Here is a 20,063-nt window from a genome sequence, read left to right on the forward strand (position 1 = left end):
CGGACGCCGCCGAACACTGACGTGATGACTGCGCCAGACACGATTTCGCCGCTGGACCTGCGGTTCTCGGAGTCGGAGTTGGCCGCGCGCCGGGACCGCATCCAGTCGTTCGTGCGGGAGACGCTGGAGGACGCGGGCGCGGACCGCTGCGTGCTCGGGCTGTCGGGCGGCATCGACTCGACGACGGTCGCGCACCTCGCCGTGGACGAACTCGGGACCGACGCCGTCCACGGGCTCGTGATGCCGGGCGAGGTGTCCAGCGAGCAGAACATGAGCGACGCCGAGCGCGTCGCCGAGGACCTCGACATCGAGTACGACGTCGTGGAAATCGACCGGGTCGTGGACCTCCTGACGGAGCTCTATCCGGCCGCGGAGGGCGACCAGCTCGCGGTCGGGAACGCGCGCGCTCGGACCCGCGCCGTGCTGAACTACCTCGTCGCGAACCACGAGAACGCCGTCGTGCTCGGCACGGGCAACCGCACGGAGGCGCTGGCGGGCTACTTCACGAAGTACGGGGACGGCGCGGTGGACTGCCACCCCATCGGGAACCTCTACAAGATGCAGGTCCGCCAGCTCGCGCGCGACCTCGGCGTCGACGACGACCTCGTGACGAAGACGCCGACCGCGGAGCTGTGGGCCGACCAGACCGACGAACAGGAGCTCGGCGTGGACTACGACACCATCGACGCGGTGCTGGCGCTGCACGTGGACGGGAACGTCCCGGCGAGCGCGACGGCCGACCACCTGGGGATTCCCGACGGCGTCGTGGAGACGGTGCGCGGGCTCTACGAGCGCAGCGAGCACAAGCGCGCGGTGCCGCCGACGCCCTAGCTCTCGAACGGCTCGTCGGCGAGGAGGCGCGCGAACGCGTGGGCTTCCGCGCGGTCGGAGGTTTCGCGGTCCGTTTCTGCGGCGAGCAAGTCCGCGAGTTCGCCGAGTGCGGCGGAGTCGTTGGCCGCGATTTCCGCGGCGACCGCGCGCGGGTCCGCGACCACTCTGGAGACGAGTCCGATTTCGCGGGCGGTCTCGGCGTCGACGGTGCGCCCGGACAGCGAGAGGTCCGCGGCGTGCGTCGCCCCGACCGCTTCGGGGAGCCGGCGGGTGCCGCCCCACGCGCCGAACAGGCCGAAGGAGACGCCGGGCTCGGCGAACGTCGCGTCCGCCGTGCAGACGCGGACGTCGCAGGCGAGCGCGAGTTCGACGCCACCGCCGCGGGCCGCGCCGTCCACGCCCGCGACGACGACGCTGTCCGCGTCCTCGATTGCGTTCATCGTGCGCTGGCCGCGGCGCGCGAACGCCTCGCCGCGAGGCCCGTCGAGGTCCCGGACGGTGTCGAGGTCGGCACCCGCGCAGAACGCGTCGCCGGCGCCGTGGACGTAGACGACCGGCTGGTCGGCGTCCGTCACGGCGTCACGGAGGTCGTCGAGCGCGTCGGGCGTGAGCGCGTTCCGGGCGGCCGGCCGGTCGAGGGTCACCACGCGGACGGCATCGTCGTCTTCCACGCGAAGCATACCGGACCGTTGCGGCGGTTTCCAAAGGTCTTTGCCGTTCCCGCCGCTACCTTCGGTCGATGGAGGAGGCCGAGCAGGCGCGGGCTGCCGCCCGGGACGCCGTCGCGGACATCGAACCCGACGGCCTCCGGGCGGTCATCGACGACCACGTCGCGTCGTCCTCGATGCTCCCCGGCGTACTCACGATGCTGAGCGCCCGCGTCGTCGACGGTTCGGTCGACGACGACGCGGTGACGCGGCGAGCGGCGGGCGTCCAGCTCATCTACGAGGGGCTGCGCACGACGCGGGACCTCGTCGCCGAGGAGCCGTGGGCGCACACCGACGAACAGGACCCCAGCGACGACCTCGACGTGCTCGCGGCGGACGTGCTCGTCGCGCGCGGCTTCCGACTGCTCGCGCGCACCGAGGCCGCCGGGCACGCGGTCCAGACGGTCCGCGAGTTCGGCCGCCAGCAGACCGACGAACAGGAGGGGCGGACGTCGGCGTCGCGCTCGCTGGAGTCGAACGTCTTCGAACTCGCGGCCATCGCGGGCGGCACCGCGGCGGGCGGCGAGACCCCGGTCGCGCTGCGCCAGTACGTCGTCGGCCTCGCGGACAACGCCGCCGTTCCGTTGCCGGGCGCGGGCGACGCGCTCCCCGAGGGCGTCGAGGACGTGATGGCGCGCGTCGGCGAGCGGCAGGGCGACGAGCGGGTCAGCCCCACGTCGACTGCGGACCGCTGAATCGAAACTCATAAAGAAGTCCTCGTGCCTTCATACGAATGCGTGCCTGGGTAGCTTAGCGGTAAAGCGCGTCCTTGGTAAGGACGAGACCCCGGATTCAAATTCCGGCCTAGGCTCTTCTTCCGAGCGATTCACCGCGGAGTCCCGTCTCCGCGATTCCGTGGCGAGGTGATTAGTGTGCGAGCCGAGCGGAGATGCGGCGAAAACGAAGCGAGTAGCGCTGTGGCTACTCGGAGATGCCGTACGTGTCGTCGGTCCAGTCCCGCGCGGGGAAGTCGTAGACGGGCTGGTGGTGGTCGATGTCGTCGATGCGCGCGTGGTCTTCGTCGTCGAGCTCCCAGTCGAGGACGTCGAGGTTCGCGCGGACGTGCTCGGGCGTCGAGGACTTCGGGAGCGGGACGACGTCGTTTTCGATGGCCCATCGGAGCACGACTTCGGCGGGCGAGCGCTCGTACTTCTCGGCGACTGCCTGCACCGTGTCGTCGGCGAAGACCTCGGTGCGCGCCAGCGGCGCGGCGGCTTCGACGACGGTGTCGGTCTCCCGGCAGTAGTCGACGACGTCGTCCTGGGTGTTCCACGGGTGGTACTCGATCTGGTTGACGGCGATGGGGACGTCGCTGACGTGGTGCGCGCAGCTGAGCTGGTAGGCGCTGAAGTTCGAGACGCCGACGTTCCGAATCTTGCCCTGCTCGTGGAGCGTCGCCATCGCGTCCATCGTCTCCCGCAGCGAGATGGCGGGGTTCGGCCAGTGGACGAGGTAGAGGTCGAGGTAGTCGGTGCCGAGCCGGTCCAGGGTCGCTTCGCAGGACTCGATGACAGATTCGTAGTCGAGGTGTTTCGGGAGGACTTTCGACGTGAGGAAGACGTCGTCGCGGTCGTACTCCGCGAGCACGTCCCCGATTTCGGCTTCGTTGCCGTAGCCCTCGGCGGTGTCGACGTGCGCGTAGCCGGCGTCGAGGCCGGCGCGCACGGCGTCGCGGACGGTGTCGCCGCCGATGTCCCACGTGCCGACGCCGATTGCGGGGAGTTCGTCGCCACTCGGGAGTGTCTTCGTCGGTGGTGTCATCGTCGAATCGTTGCGCGGAAACCCCCAAAGGCGTTTGGCTCGCCAACAGTTTCGCGGCGCGACGAGCCACCTTATTGGCATATAACCGCGTTTTACCAAAATAATCTGTATACGGAACAGCGTTATATTTCCTCGCGGTGGACGTGCTCGCATGGCCACGAAGAATCCCAGCACGGACGCACGCGAACCGACCAAACACGAATCGGACCCCCACGAGTGCCCGTTCTGCGGCGAGTACGTCGCCTCGCCCGGGAAGGGGTTCATGCTGCACGTCGAGGAGAACCCCGAGTGCGACGCGGACTTCGACGCGTGGCGCGACCGCGTCGCCGACGACGTGCCGGGCGGGTGGGGCGGCTAACGACTTAGAACGGGCAAGCGCGCACTGCGGATAGAGCGGCGCGCGTCACGCGGAGGGGTCGCCGGCCGCGTCCGACCGGCGCGACTCGGCGTTCTCGATGCGCTCCTCGACCTCTTCCTCGACGCGTTCCGGCACCGCGTCGTCGACCTCCTCGGCCACGCGCTCCTGCACGCGGTCGTCGACTTCCTCCTCGACGCGCTCCGGCACCGCGTCGTCGACCTCTTCCTCGACGTGCGTCTCCACCTCGTCGGCCACGGCGCCCGACACCTGGTCCTCGACCTCGGCGGCGACCTGCGTCTCCGCGGCCTGCGCGACCTCCTCTTCGAGAATCTGCTCGTAGATGCTCATGTTCTCCCAGACGCGCAGGAAGTACCCGAGCACGAGTCCGCCCTGAAGGGCGGCGACGCGGGCGTCCATCCCGAAGACCAGCAGGTAGCCGAAGCCGAGGCTGAACGCGACACCGTAGACGACGTCGATGTAGAACTGCGTCTGTCGTCCACTGAGCGGAGGCATCACCTTATTTTCGCACCGGTCGGTACAAAGGCCCTGTGCCCCGGTATCGGTGGTTCAGCCGAAGAAGAACAGCTCGAAGGCGACGAACGACCCGACCGTCGCGGCGACCGGGACGAGGTTCTGCATCGCGACGACGCGGACGGTCGTCGACGGGTCGAACAGCTCGGAGCTGTCGGGGAGGTCCTCGGCGGCGCGAGCGCCGATTTCGCGGGTCGCGTCCTCGCCGTCCCGCTCCGGGTCGCCGACGGTCGGCGCGTCGTCGTCGGAGAGCGCGCCGACGGACACGCGCGGCGACGCGCGGCCGCGGACCGCGTCCGCGAGTTCGAACGTGCGCGTCGCCTGCCCCCAGCCGAGGCCGACGATGGACATGGTGGCAATGACGACGAAGCTCGCGGGGATGCCCGCGGCCGACAGCGCGACGACGACGGTGGAACTGATGACGGCGACGACGATGGCCGCGGTCAGCGGGAGGTCGGTGATGTCGTTGCCCAGCGTCTCCATCGTGCGGCGCGCGATGGTGAACGCGCCGACCGCGACGGCCGCCGACCCGACGAGGATACCGGTGTTCATCCCGAGTTCGCCGCTGCCCACGAGCGGCGCGATGGCGTTGGCGACGTTGCTCGTCCCCGAACTGAACGCCATCAGACACCCGATGGCGACGACGACCACCGTGCCGACGAACTCCCGCCGCGTGGTGTTCGGGCCGAGCGCGGGCCGCGGGAGGACGCCGTCGCGTTCGACGACGAGCAGCGGGCCGTCGCTCTGGTCGATGGCGAAGACGTGGTCGATGCGGGGGTAGAAGTACCGACCCGCCATCACCGACACCCAGAAGCCGATGGCCGGCGAGACCAGCCACCAGATGGCGATTTCGCCGACGACCGTCCAGTTCACGCTGTCGGCGGCGATGCCGAGTCCGACGATGGCGCCGACGGCCGTCATCGACGTGGAGGCAGGCGCGCCCGAGAGGTTCCCGACGAGGAGCGCGCCGCCGACGAAGAACAGGACGGTGATGCTCACCGGCAGCGTGAACACGCCGGGGTCGGCGAGCAGTCCCTCGCCGAGGGTGTCGACGACGCGGCGGCCGAGCGTCCACGCGCCGGCGAAGAAACACACCGACATGAGCGCGGCGGCGGTGACCTTCGAGATGGCGTCCGCGCCGACCGCCGGCCCGAACGCGGGGCCGGTCGTCGACCCGCCGACGTTGTACGCCACGAAACACGCGATGAGGGCGCCGGCGACGAGCAGTGTCTCCGTCACGGTTCGCCGGGTCGGTAGGAACGAGTCGATAATAACGTCTTCTCACTCGCGCCGAAAGCGGGAGTGGGGGAGTGCCGGACGCGCGGGGGAGAGTGGGGGGAGTAGTCGAACGCGCGTCCACTGTCGAGGTGTCTCCTCGGGCGTTATAAATATTCGTCAGACGCGCCGTCGCAGGGGAGGCCCGAGCGGCCGGACAACGGCCGCAGTCGGCGACGAGGCGCGCCGCACCACACGTCAGCGACGTTATACGCGGCGGAAGACCCATTAGCGCGGAGCGCCCGATGCTGTCGCATGAACCGACGCAGATTTCTCGGCGCGGCCGGCGTCGTCGGGCTCGGCGCGCTCGCGGGCTGTTCGGGCGCCGTCGGCTCCGTCGCGCCGCCCAGCGTCCCCGAAGACCAGCTCTCGGAGGGCGGGTGGACGAAGACCGACGAGACCGAGCAGACCGTCTTCGAGCAGAGCTACGGCCCAGTCACGGTCACCGCGAAGTCAACGGCCGTGACCTACGAGGACGAGGCGCTCGCCGCCGACGTCCGCGAGAAGACCCTCGGCAAAATCGACGGCACGCTGGCCCTCTACTCGGCGTCGCACATCAACTTCTCCCCGGACCTCAACAACCTCCCGGGCGGCGTCGGCCGCGCGGAACTGCTCTCGGAGGTCCAGAGCGCCGCCGAAGACCAGTTCGAGCAGCGGATGCGGGACACCGGGCTGGAGAACGTCACGAAGACCGGCGAGGCGGAGTTCGAGACCGACTCCGGTGCCACCCCCGGCATCACGACGTTCAGCGCGGAGTACCCCGTGGGGACGCTGGAGTACGAGGCCAGCGGCGAGACGTTCACCATCGAGGGCGGCGCAATCGAGGTCGCGGGCGACCTCGCGGTGTGGAACGCCGGCGACTACGTGGTCGTGGCAGGGGGCGCGTACCCCGGCGAGAACTTCGCGACGACCACCGAGAAGGACCTCTCGGAGGCCATCACCGTGACGGTGGACATCGACCTCGGGCTCGCGCCCAGCGAGTACGAGCAGGAAGTCCGCGGGCTGATGGCGGCAACAGAATGACGACGTGGCGAGAACTGTTCGACCGCGCCGCCGGCGAGGACGCCGACGTGAGCGACGTGCGCGCGACGCTGGCCGAACGCCGGGAGGACGATGAATGACGTGAACCCCGCGCGGGTCGCCGCCGACGCGGACGTGCTCGCCGCGGACGTCTTCGTGGACGGCGACGCGCGCGCCGCGCTCGACCACGCGCGCTCGCACTCGTGGGTCGAACTGGTCGCCAGCGACCAGCTGCTCGACGACGCCGAAGCCGTGATTGCGGCGCTCGGCGACTCCGACCTCGCCGCCGACTGGCGCGAACGAATCGAGGACGAAGCGACGCTCGTGAGTCACCCGGAGGGCGACCAGCCGGCGCTCGGCGCCGCACACGCGGCCGACGCCGCGCACGTCCTCACGTACGACGAGAGCCTGCGCTCGGCGCGCACCGGGATGGAACTGAAGGGCCGCGTGGACGTCAGCGTGAAGGCGCCGGACGCGTTCGCGCGGCTGTTCGACCCAGAGAAGCTGTATCCGACGGTCGTCGGGGGGGACTACCCCGGGCCGGACCGCGACCCGCGCGAGTAACTCAGTTCTCTCGCTCGGCCAGCCAGTCCGCGAGCTTCGCGAGCGCGCGGCCGCGGTGGCTGAGCGCGTTCTTCCGCTCGGTGTCCATCTCCGCGAACGTCTCGCCGTCGTGCTCGAAGATGGGGTCGTAGCCGAACCCGCCGTCGCCGCGCGGCGCGACGACGGTGCCCTGCACGGCCCCGGAGAACGTCTCGGTCACGTCGCCGTCCGTGTACGCGACCGTGCAGCGGAACGCGCCGCGGCGGTCTTCGAGGTCCTCGGCGAGGTCCCAGACGCGCTCGATTCCGAGCGTGTCCTCGACGTACGACGAGTACGGCCCCGGGAACCCGTCGAGCGCGCGGACGAACAGGCCGGCATCGTCAACGATGATGGGGACGTCGGCGTCCTGCGCCTCGTAGGCGTCCTCGGCGCCGCGCGCGGCGATGTCGGCGAGCTCGTCGCTCTGAATCTCGGCGTAGTCGTAGTCGTGCTGGGTGACGTCGTAGACGTCGCTGAGGTACTGTTCTGCCTCCCGGACCTTCCCGGGATTCGTCGTCACGAACCGGAGCGTGCGCATACCGACGCGTCGGCGCGCACCGAGTTGGGTGCGTCGATTAGTCGTCGACGACGACCTCGACGGCCTCCTCGACGGCACCGTCGTCCTCGTCGTCCTCGCTCTGCTGTTGCTGCCAGAGCAGCACGCCAGCGACCGCCAGCACCACCCACGACCGCCAGTTCGCGAGGTTCAGCGTGTAGCCGATGCCGAACGGCTTCTCCACGAGCATCCCCTCGCCGGGCTGCCAGTAGGACTCCAGCATCCGGCTGAGCTTCGGGCGCTCGAAGTTGTACGGCACGCCGAACAGTTCGCCGCTGGACGGTTTCTCGACCATACCAGTCAGTTCGGCGCCAGCCCCCAAATCAGTTGGGGGCTACTGGTAGCGGCCGCGCCCCTCGATGGCGCGCAGTTGGTCGAGGACCGACGCGTCGCCCGCCTCGCGGTACGCGGCCTCGAACGCCGCCGTCAGCGGCTCGGGGTCGTCGGCGGTGCCGGCGAGGCTCTGCTCGAAGACGTGGCAGTCCATCGCGTAGTCCTCCACGTCGTCCGTGTAGTAGCCCAAGCCGAAGTCGATGAGGAACGTGCGGTCGTCGCCGTCCGCCACTCGAACATTTCGCGTCGTCGGGTCCCCGTGCACGAACCCAGCGTCGTGAATCGTCGCTAGGTGGCGGCCCACGTCCCGGACGCGGGACTCGGTGAGGGCGTCCCGAAGGTCGGTGTCGCCGACGCGCTGGAGCGTCAGCGTGGACTCGGGCACGTCCACGTCCCAGACCAGCGGCGTGGGGACGCCGTGGCGGCGCGCCTCGCTCGTCAAGCGGGCTTCGAGGACGGTGCGGTCGCGGCGCAGGCGCGCGTCCAGCGACGGGTGGCGGTACTCCTTCGGGAGCCGCGCCTTCGTCACGTGGTCGTCCGCGAACGTGACCGTGGCCTCCGCGCCCTGCAGGATGTCGCGGTCGGGGCGCGCGGGCGGTTCGGGCTCGCGCCACGTCACCGGCACCTCGTCGGGGCGGAAGTTCGAGTCGATGGCCGAATCCTCGATTTCGAGGGTGTCGCCGGCGCGCGCCATCTTCTCGCCGAGCACCGCTATCATCCCCGCGTTGTCCCGCAGGAAGCGGGGTTCGGGCGCGAAGAAGTCGGCGCCGCGCTGCTCGCACATCGCTTCCAGCATCCCCCGCAGGCGGTCGTTCTGCGCGACGCCGCCGCCGAGGACGAGTTCGTCGCGGCCGGTCAGCGAGAGCGCGCGCTCGGCGACCTCCGCGAGCATCGCGAACACCGTCTCTTCGAGCCCCCGGCAGACGTCCTCGACGGGCGTGCCGCTGTCGTACTCCTGCTTGGCGGCGCTCATGATGCCCGAGAACGAGAAGTCCATCCCCTTCACGACGTACGGCAGGTCCGTGTACTCGCCGTCTTTCGCGTGGGACTCGACCTTCGGGCCGCCGGGATGCGACCAGCCGACGTGGCGCGTGAACTTGTCGAGGGCGTTCCCGACGCCCGTGTCCATCGTCTCCCCGAGCACGCGGTAGCGGCCGTTCCGGAACGCCAGCACGTGCGCGTTCGCACCGCTGGCGTTCAAACAGACGGGCGCGTCGAAGCCCGAGCGGTGGCGGCCGATTTCGAGGTGCGCGACCATATGATTCACGCCCACCAGTGGGACGTCCAGCGTCTGGGCGAGCGCGCGCGCCGCGGAGCCGACGATGCGCAGGCACGGCCCCAGTCCGGGGCCGCGGGAGAACGCCACCGCGTCTACTCGGCCGTCGCTCTCGTCGAGGATGGTTTCGACGACCGCAGGAATCGCCGACCGCATGTGCTCGGCGGCCTCCCGCGGGTGGATGCCGCCGCTGTCGGGCTGGTAGGCGTCGGACTCGATGACGACAGAATCAGTCTCGGAATCGTACAGCGCCGCGCTCGCACACCACGCTGTGCCTTCGATTCCGAGAACCCGCATCTACCGCGCTACTCCCACTCGGTGTAGCTGCACTTCCCGCAGTACTGCCGGTCGCCGTGGTCCGCGAGGAACGTGTCCCCGCAGCGCGGGCACATCTCCTTATCCGTCGTGCCGTCGTCGTTGTAGTAGTCGCTCCGGGGCATCTACTCGGCCTCCTCCGCTTCGGCGTCGGCTTCCTCCTCGGCGCCGATCTTGTTCCGGTCGAGCATGTGCTCGTGTTCGACCTCCGCGGCGTCCTCCGGGGAGTCGTAGGTCTTCGCGCGGCCGACGGTCTTGCGCATCCCGAACTTCGTGTCCAGCTCGTGGACGACGACCTCCTCGGAGTCCTTGTCGAGTTTCGCCGCGAGGCTGTCCCGCACGGAGAGCCGCGACGGCGTGGCGTCCTCGTGTTCGATTTCGAATTTGACCTCAGTCCGGTGAAGCAGGGGGTTGTCTTCCTGCTCCAGAATCTCGATTTCCATGGTCAGTTGTTCGTATATGAACGCGAAATCAGTAAAAGCATTTCGAAGGGCTGATTGCGGCCGCGAGCGCGACGCCGCTACTCCAGCAGCGCCCAGAACGTATCCGTCGTCTCCAAGAGCTCGCAGAGCTCGTGGGCTTGCTCCCGGAGCGCGCTCGTCACGTTCGCCAGCACCATCCCCTCGCCGGGCTGCCCGTAGACGACGCTGGCGCCGATTGGGGCCGCGACGACCGCGGGCAGCGTCGCGAGGTCCTCCTCGCCGTCCACGGACAGCAGCGTCGCCCCCTCGGCGTCGATTGCCTCGACGAGCGCTTCGAGGAGTTCCTCCGAGATGGTGCCGGGGTCGCTGGCGACTTCGACGGTGCGGTCGGCGTCCGGGCGGCCGCCCGCGACCTCCGCGGTGACCGCCTCGCGTTCGGTCTTCCCGTCCACGACCGCGACTTTCGGCGGCGCGCCCGCCGCGACTAAGTGGTAGGTGACCACGTCGCCGACCGCGATAATGGGGTCGCCGGCGTCCGCCAGCAGTCGCTGGGCGTCCTCGTAGACGGGCCCCAGCGGCTCCTTGAACGCCCCGCGGGCGTCCGGCGGGAGCGTCGCGGCCGCGCGAGCCACGCTACCGGACCTTCAGCGCGTACTCGCCCGGCTCCGAGACCTCCATCTTCTCCGCGATTTCGGACTCCTCGGGGTGCGTGATGACCACGTACCCCGCCCAGTCCTCCGTGAGGCTCGTCGACGAGCAGTACGGGCACATCTCCTCGTCCGGCTCGACGATGCGGTGGCAGTCGTGGCAGGCCAGGCGGTTCGACGCCATCTACTCGGCCTCCTCGCTCTGCTCGCGCTCCTCGCGGAGCCAGCCGTGCTTCCCGAGGCCGGGCTGTTTCGCCGTGAGCCCGATCTTGGACTCGCGGGGGTTGCGCTCGTCGATGCTCTTCGTGACGATGCGGGCCCGCACCGAGTCGCCGGTGCCGATGACGCTGTTGGACTCCCGGGAGGCGAGCTGCTGGTTCTCCTCGTCGAACGCGAGGTACTCGTCGCTAATCTGGGAGACGTGCAGGAGCCCGTCGACGGGGCCGATGCCGACGAACGCGCCGAAGCTCACCACTTCGACGATTTCGCCGTCGACGACTTCCTGCATCTCCGGGTCGAACGTGACGGCGTCGAACTCCGCCTTGAAGTAGACGCCGGGACGGTTCGGCAGCACCGCGCCCTCACCGAGGTCGTGGACCTCGGTGACGGTGACGACGCTCCCGATGTCCTCGTCCATCCGTCCTTCCAGTTTGTCCTGCAGCAGCCGCTTCACGAGGTCCGGACTCACGTCCCCGAGGTGCTCGGGCGGAACCTCTATCGTGTCTTTCAGCCGTGCTCGCTTGTACATTTATGGTCGAGTGATAGTCAGTTGATTCCGGCCCCTTAAATGAATTACCGGCGCGCCCGCGTCGAGCAGGCGCTGTCGGAGGGGGCCGTCGTTCGTGACGACCGCGTCGGCGTCGCCGTCGACGGCGAGCGCGTACAGCGCGTCGTCTGCGTACGATTCCTCGGTCTCCACGGTCTCACAGCGGTCTGCCAGGTCCGCCGCCACGCTCGCAGCCGTCGCTTCCTCCCCGCCGCCCGCGCCGAGCTTCGCGAGCTCCGCGCGGACCGTCTCGGGGACGACAGCCTCGTAATCGTCGATAATGCGGTCGAGTTCGTCGAAGACCCGCACTCCGGCCTCGACCGGCATCATCAGCGCGTTGGCGTCCATGGCGACCCGCATCACTCCGTGAGCGTCCCGACGCCGATAAGCCGCCAGCGCGCGCCGACGCGGCGGTTGATGGCGATTTTCGAACCCTCGGGCGCGCACACCGGCCGCTTGAGCTGGACGTCGCACTCGCCGTCGCGAGCGCTCGTCACGGAGCCGACGGTGGTCGCGGTGCCGACGGTCAACATCAGCGGTTCGCCGGTGGTGATTTCGTCGATGGTGTCGCCCTCCTCGGCGCCGACGAGGCGTTCGAGCAGGTCCACGTCCATCGTGAAGGAGTCCCACGTCGGCGGGAGCGTCTCCGGCGGGCCGGCGACCTGCCCGGCGAGCGCGTCACCCTTCGTGAGGCTCGGGTCCAGTCCCGTCCCGACGCCGAGCAGGCCACCGGGCGACGCCGCGTCGACGTCCTCGCCGCCGGCCTGGAGACTGCGGACGGTGGTGGTCACCGACCGCCACTCCGTCTTGCCGCCCTCCTCGACCTCGCGGCCGGGGCGGAGTTCGATGTCCTCGTCGACGTCGAGTTCGCCCTGCACGAGACTGCCGCCGAGCACGCCGCCCAGCAGGCCGTCCCACGTCGTGCCGGGGCGGTTGATGTCGAACGAGCGCGCGACGTACATCCGGGGGTCGGCCTCGGGGTCGCGGTCCGGCGTCGGAATCTCGGATTCGAGCGCGTCGATGACGAGGTCGATGTTGATCTCCTGCTCGGCGGAGATGGGGACGATGGGCGCGCCCTCCGCGACCGTACCCTCGACGAACTCCTGAATCTCCTCGTAGTTCTGCCGGGCCTGCTCGCCGTCCACGAGGTCGACCTTGTTCTGCGCGATGACGATGTTGTCGATGCCGATGATGTCCAGCGCCATCAGGTGCTCCTCGGTCTGGGGCTGGGGGACAGGCTCGTTGGCGCTGACGACCAGCACCGCGCCGTCCATAATGGCCGCTCCCGAGAGCATCGTCGCCATCAGGGTCTCGTGGCCGGGCGCGTCCACGAACGAGACCGTGCGCAGCACCTCCGTCTCCGTGCCGTGCTCGGGGCACTCCTCGGCGACGGTGTAACACTCGGGCTCCTCGCAGTCGGGGCACCGCCGCAGCGTCGCGTCGGCGTACCCGAGGCGAATGGAGATGCCGCGTTTCATCTCCTCGGAGTGCTGGTCCGTCCACTCGCCGCTGAGCGCCCGGACGAGCGTGGTCTTTCCGTGGTCGACGTGACCGACCAGTCCGATGTTCACCTCCGGTTGTCGGTGATTGTCTGCCATGTTCACAGAGTAATCTTGCGTGAATTTCGCCCCGAACGACTGATAAACCTACTGTTACAGAGGCGCCGGGGCAGCGAGCCCCAGAACGGCATCCACCGGCGCGCCGACCGGTCGCGCACACGCCGGCCGAACCGGGCGTTTAACCCCGTCAACGACGAACGGAGAGGCGTGCGAGAGTTCGCGTTCGAACTCCGGCTGTGCGCCCACCTCGAAGCCAGCGGCGTCCCGAGCGTCGGCGACGCGGGAATCGTCGCGCGGCAACTCGGCACGAGCGTCCACGCCGCGGGCGGCCGCATCGTGGACGCCGTCTGCGTACTCGAAGGCCCGGAGTTCGACGCCCGAACCGACCTCACCAGCGAGACGATTCCACCCGCCGTGCTCGACGCTGACGTGCCGGTCGGCGAGTACGAGCGCGTCACCCGCGTCTTCGACGGGCCGCCCGAGCGCGCCCGGACGCTGGCCGAGCGCGGCGCCGACACCGGTTTCCTCGACCTCGACCGCCGCGGCGGCCAGACGGTCGTCCGCCAGCACGCCCGCTACCCGGACTGGGTGGGCGGCCTCGTCGGCGTCGAGAACAAGCCCGACCTCGGGCGGCCGGGCGACCTCGAAGCCCAGCTGCGCCACGACGCCAGCCTCGCCGACCTCGACTACGCCGTCCTCGCGACCGAATCCCACGTCACCCGCGCCCACCTCAACCGCTTCCCGGACGAGATTGGCGTCTGGCGCGTGGACTTCGATTCCAACGAGCCAATCGACGTGGTACGGGAGCCCGAGCCGCTGGACTCCGCAGGATCCGGTCTGGAGGTGCTCGACTCGGAACCCGGAAAGACGAACGTGCGCCCGGTGGCGGCCGCCGAGAAGGCCCGCCAGCGCCGCCGCGTCGCCGAGCGCGCGTACGGCAAGGGCTGGCGGACGTACGACCTCCCGGACTGCGCGCGCATCGCTCGCGGCGAGGAGGGCGACGCCGCCGCGCTCCCGTTCTGCGCGTACAAGGACCGGCTCGTGGACCCCGCCAGCGAGTGCGGCGCCGACTGCCCGGGCTACGAGCCGGCCGACGCGCCCGACGCGGACCTCGACGCCGAACGGGAGCGGAACACGCCGTGGAACGCGGACACGGGCGGCCGCCGTCGGCAGTCCGGGCTCGACCAGTTCTGAGGTCTCGGCCTGCGAACGCGCCTCCCGTTTCAAGTGCTGGCGCAGCCACGGTGCGAGTATGCGGCCGAGAGACCGAGCGGTGTCGGTCGTCGTCGGGCTCGCGGCGGCCGGCATCACCGTCGTCGCCGGCGCGCCGCTCACCGCCGCAATCGGTACCTTAGCGCTGTACGCGGGCGTCGGCTACTACGCGAGCCGCCACCCGGACGTGATTTGGGGCGGTCGTCGGGAGACCGGCCCGGACTGGGTGGCCGGCGGGTTCGCCGGCGGCTTCTCGTTCGGACTGCTCGCGCTCGTCGCAGTAGACGCAGCGCCCTGGATTCTGGTGCTCGCGGTCGGCTTCGCGGGGTTCGGGTTCGTGTCCGGGGTCGCGTGGACGCGTGCCGACGCTGGCGAGGAGTCGACTTAGAGCGTGAACGTCTCGCCGTCGACGGCCAGCGGCTCCTCGAACGCCTCGTCGGCGGGGTAGAAGTGCGAGACGTGGACGACGCGCGTCTCGTCGGCGTTCAGGTCGTCGCCGAGCGCGAGCGCGCCCTCCCGTGTCATGTGTTTCGTGCCGAACGTCCGCGGCACGCCACTGTCGTCCTCGTGGCGGCCGCCGATGGGGTGGGCCTCCGCGCGGTGCGCAGGCACGATGCCGTCCGCGAGCAGGAGGTCCGGGTCCCGGAGCGCCGCCAGCGACTCGTCGGGGATGTCGTAGCTGGTGTCCCCGGAGAGCGCGAGCTTCGCGCCGTCGCGCTTGACGACGACGCCGTAACAGAGCAGCGGCGGGTGGTCGACGGGGACGAGGGTCACGTCGAAGCCCGCGGCCTCGAACGGCTCGTGTGGCGTGACCGCTCGCGGCTCGACGTTGTCGAGGTAGTCGTACTTCGAGGCGACCGTCTCGGCGACGCTCTCGCCGGTCTTCGGGTCGGTCTCGTCGGCGGCGTACACCGGGAGTTCGTCGAACAGCCGGTAGGCGTTCCCGAGCCCGTCGAGGTGGTCGAAGTGGATGTGGGAGACGACGCCCGCGTCCGGCAACGGGACGTCCTCCTGAAGGAACTGCGTGCGGAAGTCGGGGCTGAAGTCGAGGAGGAGCGCGTCGCCGCTGACTTCGTCCTCGACGTGGACGGCGAACCGCGTGCGTTCGACGCCGCGGTCGCGGGCTGCCTGGCACGTCTCGCAGTCACACCCGGGCGTCGGCGTGCCCGTGGTGTCACCGGTGCCGAGCAGCGTGACCCTCATGTGTGGTCGTGGCCGGCGTGCGCAGTGTCCTCGTGGTCGGGTTCGTCCGGGTCGTCGATGGCCTCCTCGAGGGTGTCGAGGTTGCGGAGGTGGTCGCGGTCCTCGAAGTCCGAGACGGCCTCGACGAGGTCGTCCTGCGTGAGCGTCCGGCGGTCCTCCATAAGCGCGTCGAGGACGGCCTCGCGGAGCACGAGCCGGAGGTCGCTGCCCGTCAGGCCCTCAGTCTCGGCGGCGAGCTCCTCGGCGTCGAGGTCATCGACCGCGAGCTCCCGAGTGACAATCTCAAGGATTTCCGCGCGCATCTGCTCGTCGGGGCGCGGGAACGACAGAATCTCGTCGAAGCGCCGCCACGCCGCCGCGTCCAGCTCGTCGGGGTGGTTGGTCGCACCGATGAGCAACACGTCGTCGTTGACGAGGCTCACCTCGTCGATGGACTTCAGGAGCGTGTTCACCGCGCGCTTGATGGCGTTGTGCTCGTCGCCCGTCCGCGTGGTGGCGACGAAGTCGAACTCGTCCATGAAGAGGATGCACGGCGAGAGCCGTTTCGCCACCTCGAAGACCTTCTCGACGTTCTTCGCCGTCTCGCCGAGGTACTGGCTCGTAATCATCGAGAGCTTCACCTCCACGAACGGCAGGTCGAGCTGGTGGGCGAGCCCGCGGGCCGTCGAGGTCTTCCCGGTGCCCGGCGGCCCGACGAACAGGAGCTTCCCGATTTCGCTGAGCCCGATGGTCGCCAGGTAGTCGCGGTGCTCGATGGCCTTCGCGACCTTCGTAATCTCGTTCTCCTGCTCCTCCGTGAGCACGATGTCGTCCAGCGTCACGTCGATTTCCGCGGGCGAGCGCACCTCCACGAGGTCCAGCATCTCCTCGTCGTCCTCGTCGAAGTACTCCGAGAGCAGGCCGTCGATCCACTGCGGGTCGGCCTGCACGGAGCGGTTGTCCTCGCGGGCGGCCTCGTAGTCCACGTCGAACTCGTCGCCGACGGCGTACGCCAGCACGGGGTTGTCGCGGACGCGCTCGGCGTCGGCGTTCTCCACGAACCAATCGACGGCCATCTCGTCGTCCACGAGGCTCATGCTCCCCGCGAACGTGTCGCGGTCCGTGAACATCAGCCCGGAGATGGCGTCCCACGGCTCGTCCACGCCGGACCCCTCGGTGACGGCTGTCTCCGTGGTCTGCGGCGGTCGCGGGACGCCGTCGTCTCCCCAGAGCGCGGTGCGGTACGCGGGCGGCAGGTCGTTCTCGTCGAGCTCCCGGTGCTTGTCGTAGATGCGAGCGGACAACAGGAATTCGACGACGTCGAGCGCCTCAGTCACTACCACTGACCTACCACCTCGGGGCGCATAAGCGCGTCGCAGTCGCCCTGCAAGGAGAACAGTACTGGAGTGGTCGGCGTTGATATCATCTAAAACACCTCGAAAGCCCCGGCGCGCTCGCCTCCCGCGGCTCGCTGCGCTCCTCGCTCACTCCGTTCGCTGCGGTGCTTGCGTCGCCGGGGTTCGGCGACCGCGCCGCCCCTTTCAGCCCCGGACGACTCACTGCGTTCGTCTTCCGACCCTCGCGAACGCTACGCGTTCGCTCAGTCCCCCCTCCCGTCAGGTCGTCGCGTTCGCGCGGACGTAGAACACGACGGGGCGGCTGTGCTGGTAGCCCTGATGGACGGTGCGGGTGTAGCCGCGCTCGGTGAGGCTGTCTTCGAGCGGGCCGTCCTCGTCGTCGAGCGCGACGACGACCGGCGGCTGGCGTTCAAGCACCGTCTCGTTGTGGAGCGTGCTGGACGCGTTCGTGTCGTACTGGTCGAAGTACCACGGGAGCGGCAGGCGCTCGAACCAGCCGGTGTAGCCGCCGCGCGTGATGTTCAACCGGGGTTCCTCGGTGAGATCGTCGGGGTTGTGGAACTCGTCGCCGTAGAACAGCACGTCCACGCCGTCGTTGCTCGCGGAGATGTCCTGAATCTCCTGGAGCGTTGGCTGCATCTCGCCGGCGGGCTGGGCGTACTGGACGAGAACGTTGTCCGGGCCCTGCGGGTTCGCGTACGTCGTCTGCGCGGCGACGGCGCCCGTGCCGGCGGCGGCGACGAGCAGCGCGAGCGCGACGGCGCGAGCGCCAGCGGAGTTACCGGACGCAGCGGCCGCGCGCCCGCGCTCGTAGACGAGCGCGACGCCGACGCCCGCGGGCACCGCCAGCGGCACAATGGCGTTTATCATCGACCACGCCGCGGAGATGTCCGCGACCGCGGGGTAGCCGAACACCGAGAACGCCCCCCAGTAGAAACACACCTCGACGACCGGACGGGGCTCCTCGGTGGCGTACCGCTCGTGGAGGAAGCCCAGCACCGCGAACACGACGAGCGCGGTCGCGCCGACCCCGAGCACGGTGAGGTCGTGTTTCAGGAACGCGACGTAGGAGTGCTCCTGCATCCCCGTCGAACCCCACAACCGCATGAACTCGCTCCACGACCCGAGCGTCGCCTCGCGGAGCACGCCCGGCAGCATCGCGGGGTCGCTGAAGGCCTCGTAGATGTCAGGCTTGGGCGCGTAGAACGCCACGAGGACGACCGCGCCCTCAGCGAGCGCGACGCCGAGGTGGGGTTTGTACCGCCACACGGCGCGCAAGACGCGACGGACGTGGGCCTTCGCGACCGCCCACCGCGTCGCCTCGTCGTCGGCTTTCGCGAGCACGAGGCGGCCGTCGAGGACGAGCACGAGCGCGCCCAGCCAGCAGACCGGGTAGAGGAGCGCGTTCTCCTTGGTCGTGAACGCGAGCGCGAACGGGACGGCGGCGGCGTAGAGGTAGCGCGCCTCCCCGGTGTCGAGCGCGCGGACGAACAGCCCGAACGCGGTAAACATGAACGCCGCCAACAGCAGGTCGTTGCGCATGAACCGCGAGTAGTACAGCAACACGGGGTTGGCGGCGAAGAACAGGCTCGTGGCGACGACTGCGGGCTTCGAGAGCCGTTCGCGGAGCAGCCACGGCGTCACCACGAGCAGGGCGCCGGCGACCGCGACGACCAGCCGCATCGTGAAGTCCGACGGCCCGAGCAGGTCGAAGACGACGCCGTTGACGTGCGGGAGGAACGGCCCGTGGATGATGGGACGGTACTGCCACGCACCGACTTCCATGTAGTGGAGAATCCAGTCGGCGACCCGGGCTTCGTCCTGGTGGGCGACCCGCCAGCCGAGGTTCCAGAGTCGCGCGAGGAGGGCGAGGGCGGCGACGGCGACGAGCGCGGCGGCGACGCGGCGTCGCGACGTACGGCCGCCACTGGACCGAGACATACCACGCGGTTGCGACGGGGTGGATAAACGCTTTCCGGATGGGGAGAGGCGTCGCGCAGCGACGGCTCTCCAGAAGTAAGCGGGGAACGAAGTGACCCGCGAACAGCAAGGAGCGCCGCGTAGCGGCGGTCCCCGAAAACGCGAACGCGGAGCGAGGCGGACGTTCGCGGGGCGCGAGACCGCCCGGAAGTAAACGGCCAGCGGCGCGCGACGCGTTGTCGGAGGTTTATGGTCCGTCGTGCGCCACGTATGGGTATGGCAAGCGACACCACTCCGGTCATCGCAGCGGCCTACCGAACCCCGCAGGGCAAGGAGGACGGCGTGTTCGCGGACACGCGCAGCGAGGACCTCTCGGTCGCGCTCATCGACCACATCCTCGACGAGCACGACCTCACAAGCGACGACATCGACGACCTCCAGTGGGGGGTCGCCCAGCAGCGCACGGAACAGGACAACAACGTCGCCCGGGTCATCGCGCTCCTCTCAGAGTTAGGCGAGGACGTGCCGGCGGCGTCGGTGAACCGCTGGTGTGCGTCCTCGATGGAGGCCATCATGCGCGCGGCCGACTCCATCAGCGCCGGCCAGCGCGACGCCATCATCGCGGGCGGCGTCGAGAACATGTCCCGCGTGCCGATGGACGGCGACTCCTACGAGCACCTCCACCCGGAACTCGCCGAGCACTACAACGTCCCCGAGCTCCAGATGGGGATGACCGCCGAGGAGGTCGCCGAGCGCCACGACATCACCCGCGAACAGCAGGACGAGTACGCGCTCCAGAGCCAGCAGCGCGCCGCCGCGGCCACCGAGAAGGGGCGCTTCGACGACGAAATCGTCCCCATCGAGACCGAGGACGGCGTCGTCGAGGAGGACGAGGGCATCCGCCCCGACACCTCCCTGGAGAAGCTCGGCCAGCTCCCGACGGTGTTCAAGGGCGACGGCACGGTGACCCCCGGGAACGCCAGCCAGATTTCTGACGGCGCATCCGCCACGCTCGTCACCAGCGAGAAGTTCGCCGAGGACCACGACCTCGACGTGCTCGCGTACGTCGGCGACCACAACGTCGCGGGCGTCGACCCGCGCGTCATGGGCATCGGGCCGGTCCCCGCGACCCGCGGGCTGCTGGAGCGCACCGGCGAGGACATCGAGGAGTTCGACCTCGTGGAGCTCAACGAGGCGTTCGCGTCCCAGACCATCTACGCCCGGGACGAGCTCGGCATCGACAACGAGAAGTTCAACGTCAACGGCGGCGCCATCGCCATCGGCCACCCGCTGGGCGCCAGCGGCGCGCGGCTCCCGGTCACGCTGATTCACGAGATGCAGAAGCGCGACGCCGAGAAGGGGCTGGCGACGCTGTGCGTCGGCTTCGGACAGGGCGCGGCCATCACGTTCGAGCGGAAGTAGTCGGCGCACGGAGCACGCGAACCGGCCCGA

25 protein-coding genes and 1 tRNA gene are annotated in these 20,063 nt (G+C 69.6%); 9 read left to right on the forward strand and 17 right to left on the reverse strand.

Annotated elements, in window-relative coordinates; genetic code table 11:
• The first annotated feature begins 24 nt into the window (after positions 1-24).
• A complete protein-coding gene (locus tag ABSL23_RS02625) occupies positions 25-831 on the forward strand; it encodes an NAD+ synthase (RefSeq protein WP_059057683.1) in 807 nt (268 codons plus the stop codon).
• On the opposite strand, the gene ABSL23_RS02630 is transcribed toward ABSL23_RS02625, so the two are convergent.
• Positions 828-1,511, reverse strand: a complete 684-nt coding sequence (locus ABSL23_RS02630; RefSeq protein WP_059057684.1) for an enoyl-CoA hydratase/isomerase family protein — start codon at positions 1,509-1,511, stop codon at positions 828-830. The two genes, ABSL23_RS02625 and ABSL23_RS02630, sit on opposite strands and share 4 nt — an antisense overlap.
• Before the next feature lie 59 nt (positions 1,512-1,570).
• Here ABSL23_RS02630 and ABSL23_RS02635 point away from each other — a divergent pair, with 59 nt between their 5' ends.
• Positions 1,571-2,233, forward strand: a complete 663-nt coding sequence (locus ABSL23_RS02635) for a hypothetical protein (protein ID WP_059057685.1) — start codon at positions 1,571-1,573, stop codon at positions 2,231-2,233.
• 44 nt (positions 2,234-2,277) lie between these two features.
• Positions 2,278-2,349, forward strand: a tRNA-Thr gene (locus tag ABSL23_RS02640).
• A gap of 110 nt (positions 2,350-2,459) precedes the next feature.
• Here the strand turns inward: ABSL23_RS02640 and ABSL23_RS02645 are convergent.
• Positions 2,460-3,299: an aldo/keto reductase gene (locus ABSL23_RS02645; protein WP_059057686.1), complete on the reverse strand. Its 840-nt coding sequence runs from the start codon at positions 3,297-3,299 to the stop codon at positions 2,460-2,462.
• Positions 3,300-3,450: 151 nt separating this feature from the next.
• Here ABSL23_RS02645 and ABSL23_RS02650 point away from each other — a divergent pair, with 151 nt between their 5' ends.
• A complete protein-coding gene (locus ABSL23_RS02650; protein ID WP_059057687.1) occupies positions 3,451-3,657 on the forward strand; it encodes a hypothetical protein in 207 nt (68 codons plus the stop codon).
• 45 nt (positions 3,658-3,702) lie between these two features.
• On the opposite strand, the gene ABSL23_RS02655 is transcribed toward ABSL23_RS02650, so the two are convergent.
• A complete protein-coding gene (locus tag ABSL23_RS02655) occupies positions 3,703-4,170 on the reverse strand; it encodes a hypothetical protein (RefSeq protein ID WP_059057688.1) in 468 nt (155 codons plus the stop codon).
• 54 nt (positions 4,171-4,224) lie between these two features.
• The gene (locus ABSL23_RS02660) at positions 4,225-5,427 is read right to left on the reverse strand and encodes an inorganic phosphate transporter (protein ID WP_059057689.1); all 1,203 of its coding nucleotides are present in this window, start codon (positions 5,425-5,427) and stop codon (positions 4,225-4,227) included.
• 291 nt (positions 5,428-5,718) lie between these two features.
• Between ABSL23_RS02660 and ABSL23_RS02665 the strand changes: the two genes are divergently transcribed.
• Together ABSL23_RS02665 and ABSL23_RS02670 are read left to right on the forward strand one after the other, a co-directional pair.
• Positions 5,719-6,486, forward strand: a complete 768-nt coding sequence (locus ABSL23_RS02665) for a DUF6517 family protein (RefSeq protein WP_059057690.1) — start codon at positions 5,719-5,721, stop codon at positions 6,484-6,486.
• Positions 6,487-6,576: 90 nt separating this feature from the next.
• On the forward strand, positions 6,577-7,047 hold the full coding sequence (locus tag ABSL23_RS02670; protein WP_059057691.1) for a hypothetical protein: 471 nt from the start codon (positions 6,577-6,579) through the stop codon (positions 7,045-7,047).
• Between the two features lies 1 nt (position 7,048).
• Here ABSL23_RS02670 and rdgB read toward each other — a convergent pair whose 3' ends face one another.
• The 10 genes from rdgB to ABSL23_RS02720 form a co-directional block, all read right to left on the reverse strand.
• On the reverse strand, positions 7,049-7,603 hold the full coding sequence (gene rdgB, locus ABSL23_RS02675) for an RdgB/HAM1 family non-canonical purine NTP pyrophosphatase (RefSeq protein WP_059057692.1): 555 nt from the start codon (positions 7,601-7,603) through the stop codon (positions 7,049-7,051).
• 37 nt (positions 7,604-7,640) lie between these two features.
• Positions 7,641-7,916 (reverse strand): DUF5808 domain-containing protein, encoded by a 276-nt coding sequence (locus ABSL23_RS02680; protein ID WP_059057693.1) that lies wholly within the window; start codon positions 7,914-7,916, stop codon positions 7,641-7,643.
• Between the two features lie 39 nt (positions 7,917-7,955).
• Entirely contained in the window at positions 7,956-9,527 is a 1,572-nt protein-coding gene (locus ABSL23_RS02685) for a bifunctional N(6)-L-threonylcarbamoyladenine synthase/serine/threonine protein kinase (RefSeq protein ID WP_059057694.1), read from the reverse strand.
• A gap of 8 nt (positions 9,528-9,535) precedes the next feature.
• Positions 9,536-9,670, reverse strand: coding sequence for a 30S ribosomal protein S27ae (locus tag ABSL23_RS02690; protein WP_059057695.1), 135 nt, complete (start codon positions 9,668-9,670; stop codon positions 9,536-9,538).
• On the reverse strand, positions 9,671-9,988 hold the full coding sequence (locus ABSL23_RS02695; RefSeq protein ID WP_059057696.1) for a 30S ribosomal protein S24e: 318 nt from the start codon (positions 9,986-9,988) through the stop codon (positions 9,671-9,673).
• Positions 9,989-10,065: 77 nt separating this feature from the next.
• Positions 10,066-10,599: a DUF359 domain-containing protein gene (locus tag ABSL23_RS02700; RefSeq protein ID WP_059057697.1), complete on the reverse strand. Its 534-nt coding sequence runs from the start codon at positions 10,597-10,599 to the stop codon at positions 10,066-10,068.
• Between the two features lies 1 nt (position 10,600).
• On the reverse strand, positions 10,601-10,798 hold the full coding sequence (spt4, locus tag ABSL23_RS02705; RefSeq protein ID WP_059057698.1) for a transcription elongation factor subunit Spt4: 198 nt from the start codon (positions 10,796-10,798) through the stop codon (positions 10,601-10,603).
• A complete protein-coding gene (locus ABSL23_RS02710; RefSeq protein WP_059057699.1) occupies positions 10,799-11,362 on the reverse strand; it encodes a DNA-directed RNA polymerase in 564 nt (187 codons plus the stop codon).
• Positions 11,363-11,740 (reverse strand): twitching motility protein PilT, encoded by a 378-nt coding sequence (locus ABSL23_RS02715; RefSeq protein ID WP_059057700.1) that lies wholly within the window; start codon positions 11,738-11,740, stop codon positions 11,363-11,365.
• On the reverse strand, positions 11,740-12,978 hold the full coding sequence (locus tag ABSL23_RS02720; RefSeq protein ID WP_059057701.1) for a translation initiation factor IF-2 subunit gamma: 1,239 nt from the start codon (positions 12,976-12,978) through the stop codon (positions 11,740-11,742). The genes ABSL23_RS02715 and ABSL23_RS02720 overlap by 1 nt, the downstream gene beginning before the upstream one ends.
• Before the next feature lie 168 nt (positions 12,979-13,146).
• Between ABSL23_RS02720 and ABSL23_RS02725 the strand changes: the two genes are divergently transcribed.
• Positions 13,147-14,133 carry a DUF5787 family protein gene (locus ABSL23_RS02725; RefSeq protein ID WP_353634637.1) on the forward strand — a complete coding sequence of 329 codons (987 nt, stop codon included), beginning with the start codon at positions 13,147-13,149 and terminating at the stop codon, positions 14,131-14,133.
• A gap of 58 nt (positions 14,134-14,191) precedes the next feature.
• Positions 14,192-14,539 carry a hypothetical protein gene (locus ABSL23_RS02730; protein ID WP_059057703.1) on the forward strand — a complete coding sequence of 116 codons (348 nt, stop codon included), beginning with the start codon at positions 14,192-14,194 and terminating at the stop codon, positions 14,537-14,539.
• On the opposite strand, the gene ABSL23_RS02735 is transcribed toward ABSL23_RS02730, so the two are convergent.
• The 3 genes from ABSL23_RS02735 to ABSL23_RS02745 form a co-directional block, all read right to left on the reverse strand.
• Positions 14,536-15,354, reverse strand: coding sequence for an MBL fold metallo-hydrolase (locus ABSL23_RS02735; protein WP_059057704.1), 819 nt, complete (start codon positions 15,352-15,354; stop codon positions 14,536-14,538). The genes ABSL23_RS02730 and ABSL23_RS02735 overlap by 4 nt on opposite strands.
• Entirely contained in the window at positions 15,351-16,670 is a 1,320-nt protein-coding gene (locus ABSL23_RS02740; RefSeq protein ID WP_059057705.1) for an ATP-binding protein, read from the reverse strand. The genes ABSL23_RS02735 and ABSL23_RS02740 overlap by 4 nt, the downstream gene beginning before the upstream one ends.
• A gap of 279 nt (positions 16,671-16,949) precedes the next feature.
• Positions 16,950-18,632, reverse strand: coding sequence for a flippase activity-associated protein Agl23 (locus ABSL23_RS02745; protein WP_059057706.1), 1,683 nt, complete (start codon positions 18,630-18,632; stop codon positions 16,950-16,952).
• 255 nt (positions 18,633-18,887) lie between these two features.
• Here ABSL23_RS02745 and ABSL23_RS02750 point away from each other — a divergent pair, with 255 nt between their 5' ends.
• A complete protein-coding gene (locus tag ABSL23_RS02750; protein ID WP_059057707.1) occupies positions 18,888-20,033 on the forward strand; it encodes a thiolase family protein in 1,146 nt (381 codons plus the stop codon).
• Positions 20,034-20,063 lie beyond the last annotated feature (30 nt).

It is taken from the genome of Halobacterium sp. NMX12-1 (assembly GCF_040435975.1).
Taxonomy (GTDB): Archaea; Halobacteriota; Halobacteria; order Halobacteriales; family Halobacteriaceae; genus Halobacterium; species Halobacterium hubeiense.

What these genes read in the sequence shown, in the direction of transcription:
- ABSL23_RS02720 (WP_059057701.1), bottom strand. Translation starts at nt 12,978, where the DNA reads ATGGCAGACAATCACCGACAACCGGAGGTGAACATCGGACTGGTCGGT.
- ABSL23_RS02745 (WP_059057706.1), bottom strand. Translation starts at nt 18,632, where the DNA reads ATGTCTCGGTCCAGTGGCGGCCGTACGTCGCGACGCCGCGTCGCCGCC.
- ABSL23_RS02645 (WP_059057686.1), bottom strand. Translation starts at nt 3,299, where the DNA reads ATGACACCACCGACGAAGACACTCCCGAGTGGCGACGAACTCCCCGCA.
- ABSL23_RS02685 (WP_059057694.1), bottom strand. Translation starts at nt 9,527, where the DNA reads ATGCGGGTTCTCGGAATCGAAGGCACAGCGTGGTGTGCGAGCGCGGCG.
- ABSL23_RS02730 (WP_059057703.1), top strand. Translation starts at nt 14,192, where the DNA reads ATGCGGCCGAGAGACCGAGCGGTGTCGGTCGTCGTCGGGCTCGCGGCG.
- ABSL23_RS02635 (WP_059057685.1), top strand. Translation starts at nt 1,571, where the DNA reads ATGGAGGAGGCCGAGCAGGCGCGGGCTGCCGCCCGGGACGCCGTCGCG.
- ABSL23_RS02630 (WP_059057684.1), bottom strand. Translation starts at nt 1,511, where the DNA reads ATGCTTCGCGTGGAAGACGACGATGCCGTCCGCGTGGTGACCCTCGAC.
- ABSL23_RS02710 (WP_059057699.1), bottom strand. Translation starts at nt 11,362, where the DNA reads ATGTACAAGCGAGCACGGCTGAAAGACACGATAGAGGTTCCGCCCGAG.
- spt4 (WP_059057698.1), bottom strand. Translation starts at nt 10,798, where the DNA reads ATGGCGTCGAACCGCCTGGCCTGCCACGACTGCCACCGCATCGTCGAG.
- ABSL23_RS02695 (WP_059057696.1), bottom strand. Translation starts at nt 9,988, where the DNA reads ATGGAAATCGAGATTCTGGAGCAGGAAGACAACCCCCTGCTTCACCGG.
- ABSL23_RS02735 (WP_059057704.1), bottom strand. Translation starts at nt 15,354, where the DNA reads ATGAGGGTCACGCTGCTCGGCACCGGTGACACCACGGGCACGCCGACG.
- ABSL23_RS02655 (WP_059057688.1), bottom strand. Translation starts at nt 4,170, where the DNA reads ATGCCTCCGCTCAGTGGACGACAGACGCAGTTCTACATCGACGTCGTC.
- ABSL23_RS02680 (WP_059057693.1), bottom strand. Translation starts at nt 7,916, where the DNA reads ATGGTCGAGAAACCGTCCAGCGGCGAACTGTTCGGCGTGCCGTACAAC.
- ABSL23_RS02665 (WP_059057690.1), top strand. Translation starts at nt 5,719, where the DNA reads ATGAACCGACGCAGATTTCTCGGCGCGGCCGGCGTCGTCGGGCTCGGC.
- rdgB (WP_059057692.1), bottom strand. Translation starts at nt 7,603, where the DNA reads ATGCGCACGCTCCGGTTCGTGACGACGAATCCCGGGAAGGTCCGGGAG.
- ABSL23_RS02750 (WP_059057707.1), top strand. Translation starts at nt 18,888, where the DNA reads ATGGCAAGCGACACCACTCCGGTCATCGCAGCGGCCTACCGAACCCCG.
- ABSL23_RS02690 (WP_059057695.1), bottom strand. Translation starts at nt 9,670, where the DNA reads ATGCCCCGGAGCGACTACTACAACGACGACGGCACGACGGATAAGGAG.
- ABSL23_RS02670 (WP_059057691.1), top strand. Translation starts at nt 6,577, where the DNA reads ATGAATGACGTGAACCCCGCGCGGGTCGCCGCCGACGCGGACGTGCTC.
- ABSL23_RS02625 (WP_059057683.1), top strand. Translation starts at nt 25, where the DNA reads ATGACTGCGCCAGACACGATTTCGCCGCTGGACCTGCGGTTCTCGGAG.
- ABSL23_RS02715 (WP_059057700.1), bottom strand. Translation starts at nt 11,740, where the DNA reads ATGCGGGTCGCCATGGACGCCAACGCGCTGATGATGCCGGTCGAGGCC.
- ABSL23_RS02650 (WP_059057687.1), top strand. Translation starts at nt 3,451, where the DNA reads ATGGCCACGAAGAATCCCAGCACGGACGCACGCGAACCGACCAAACAC.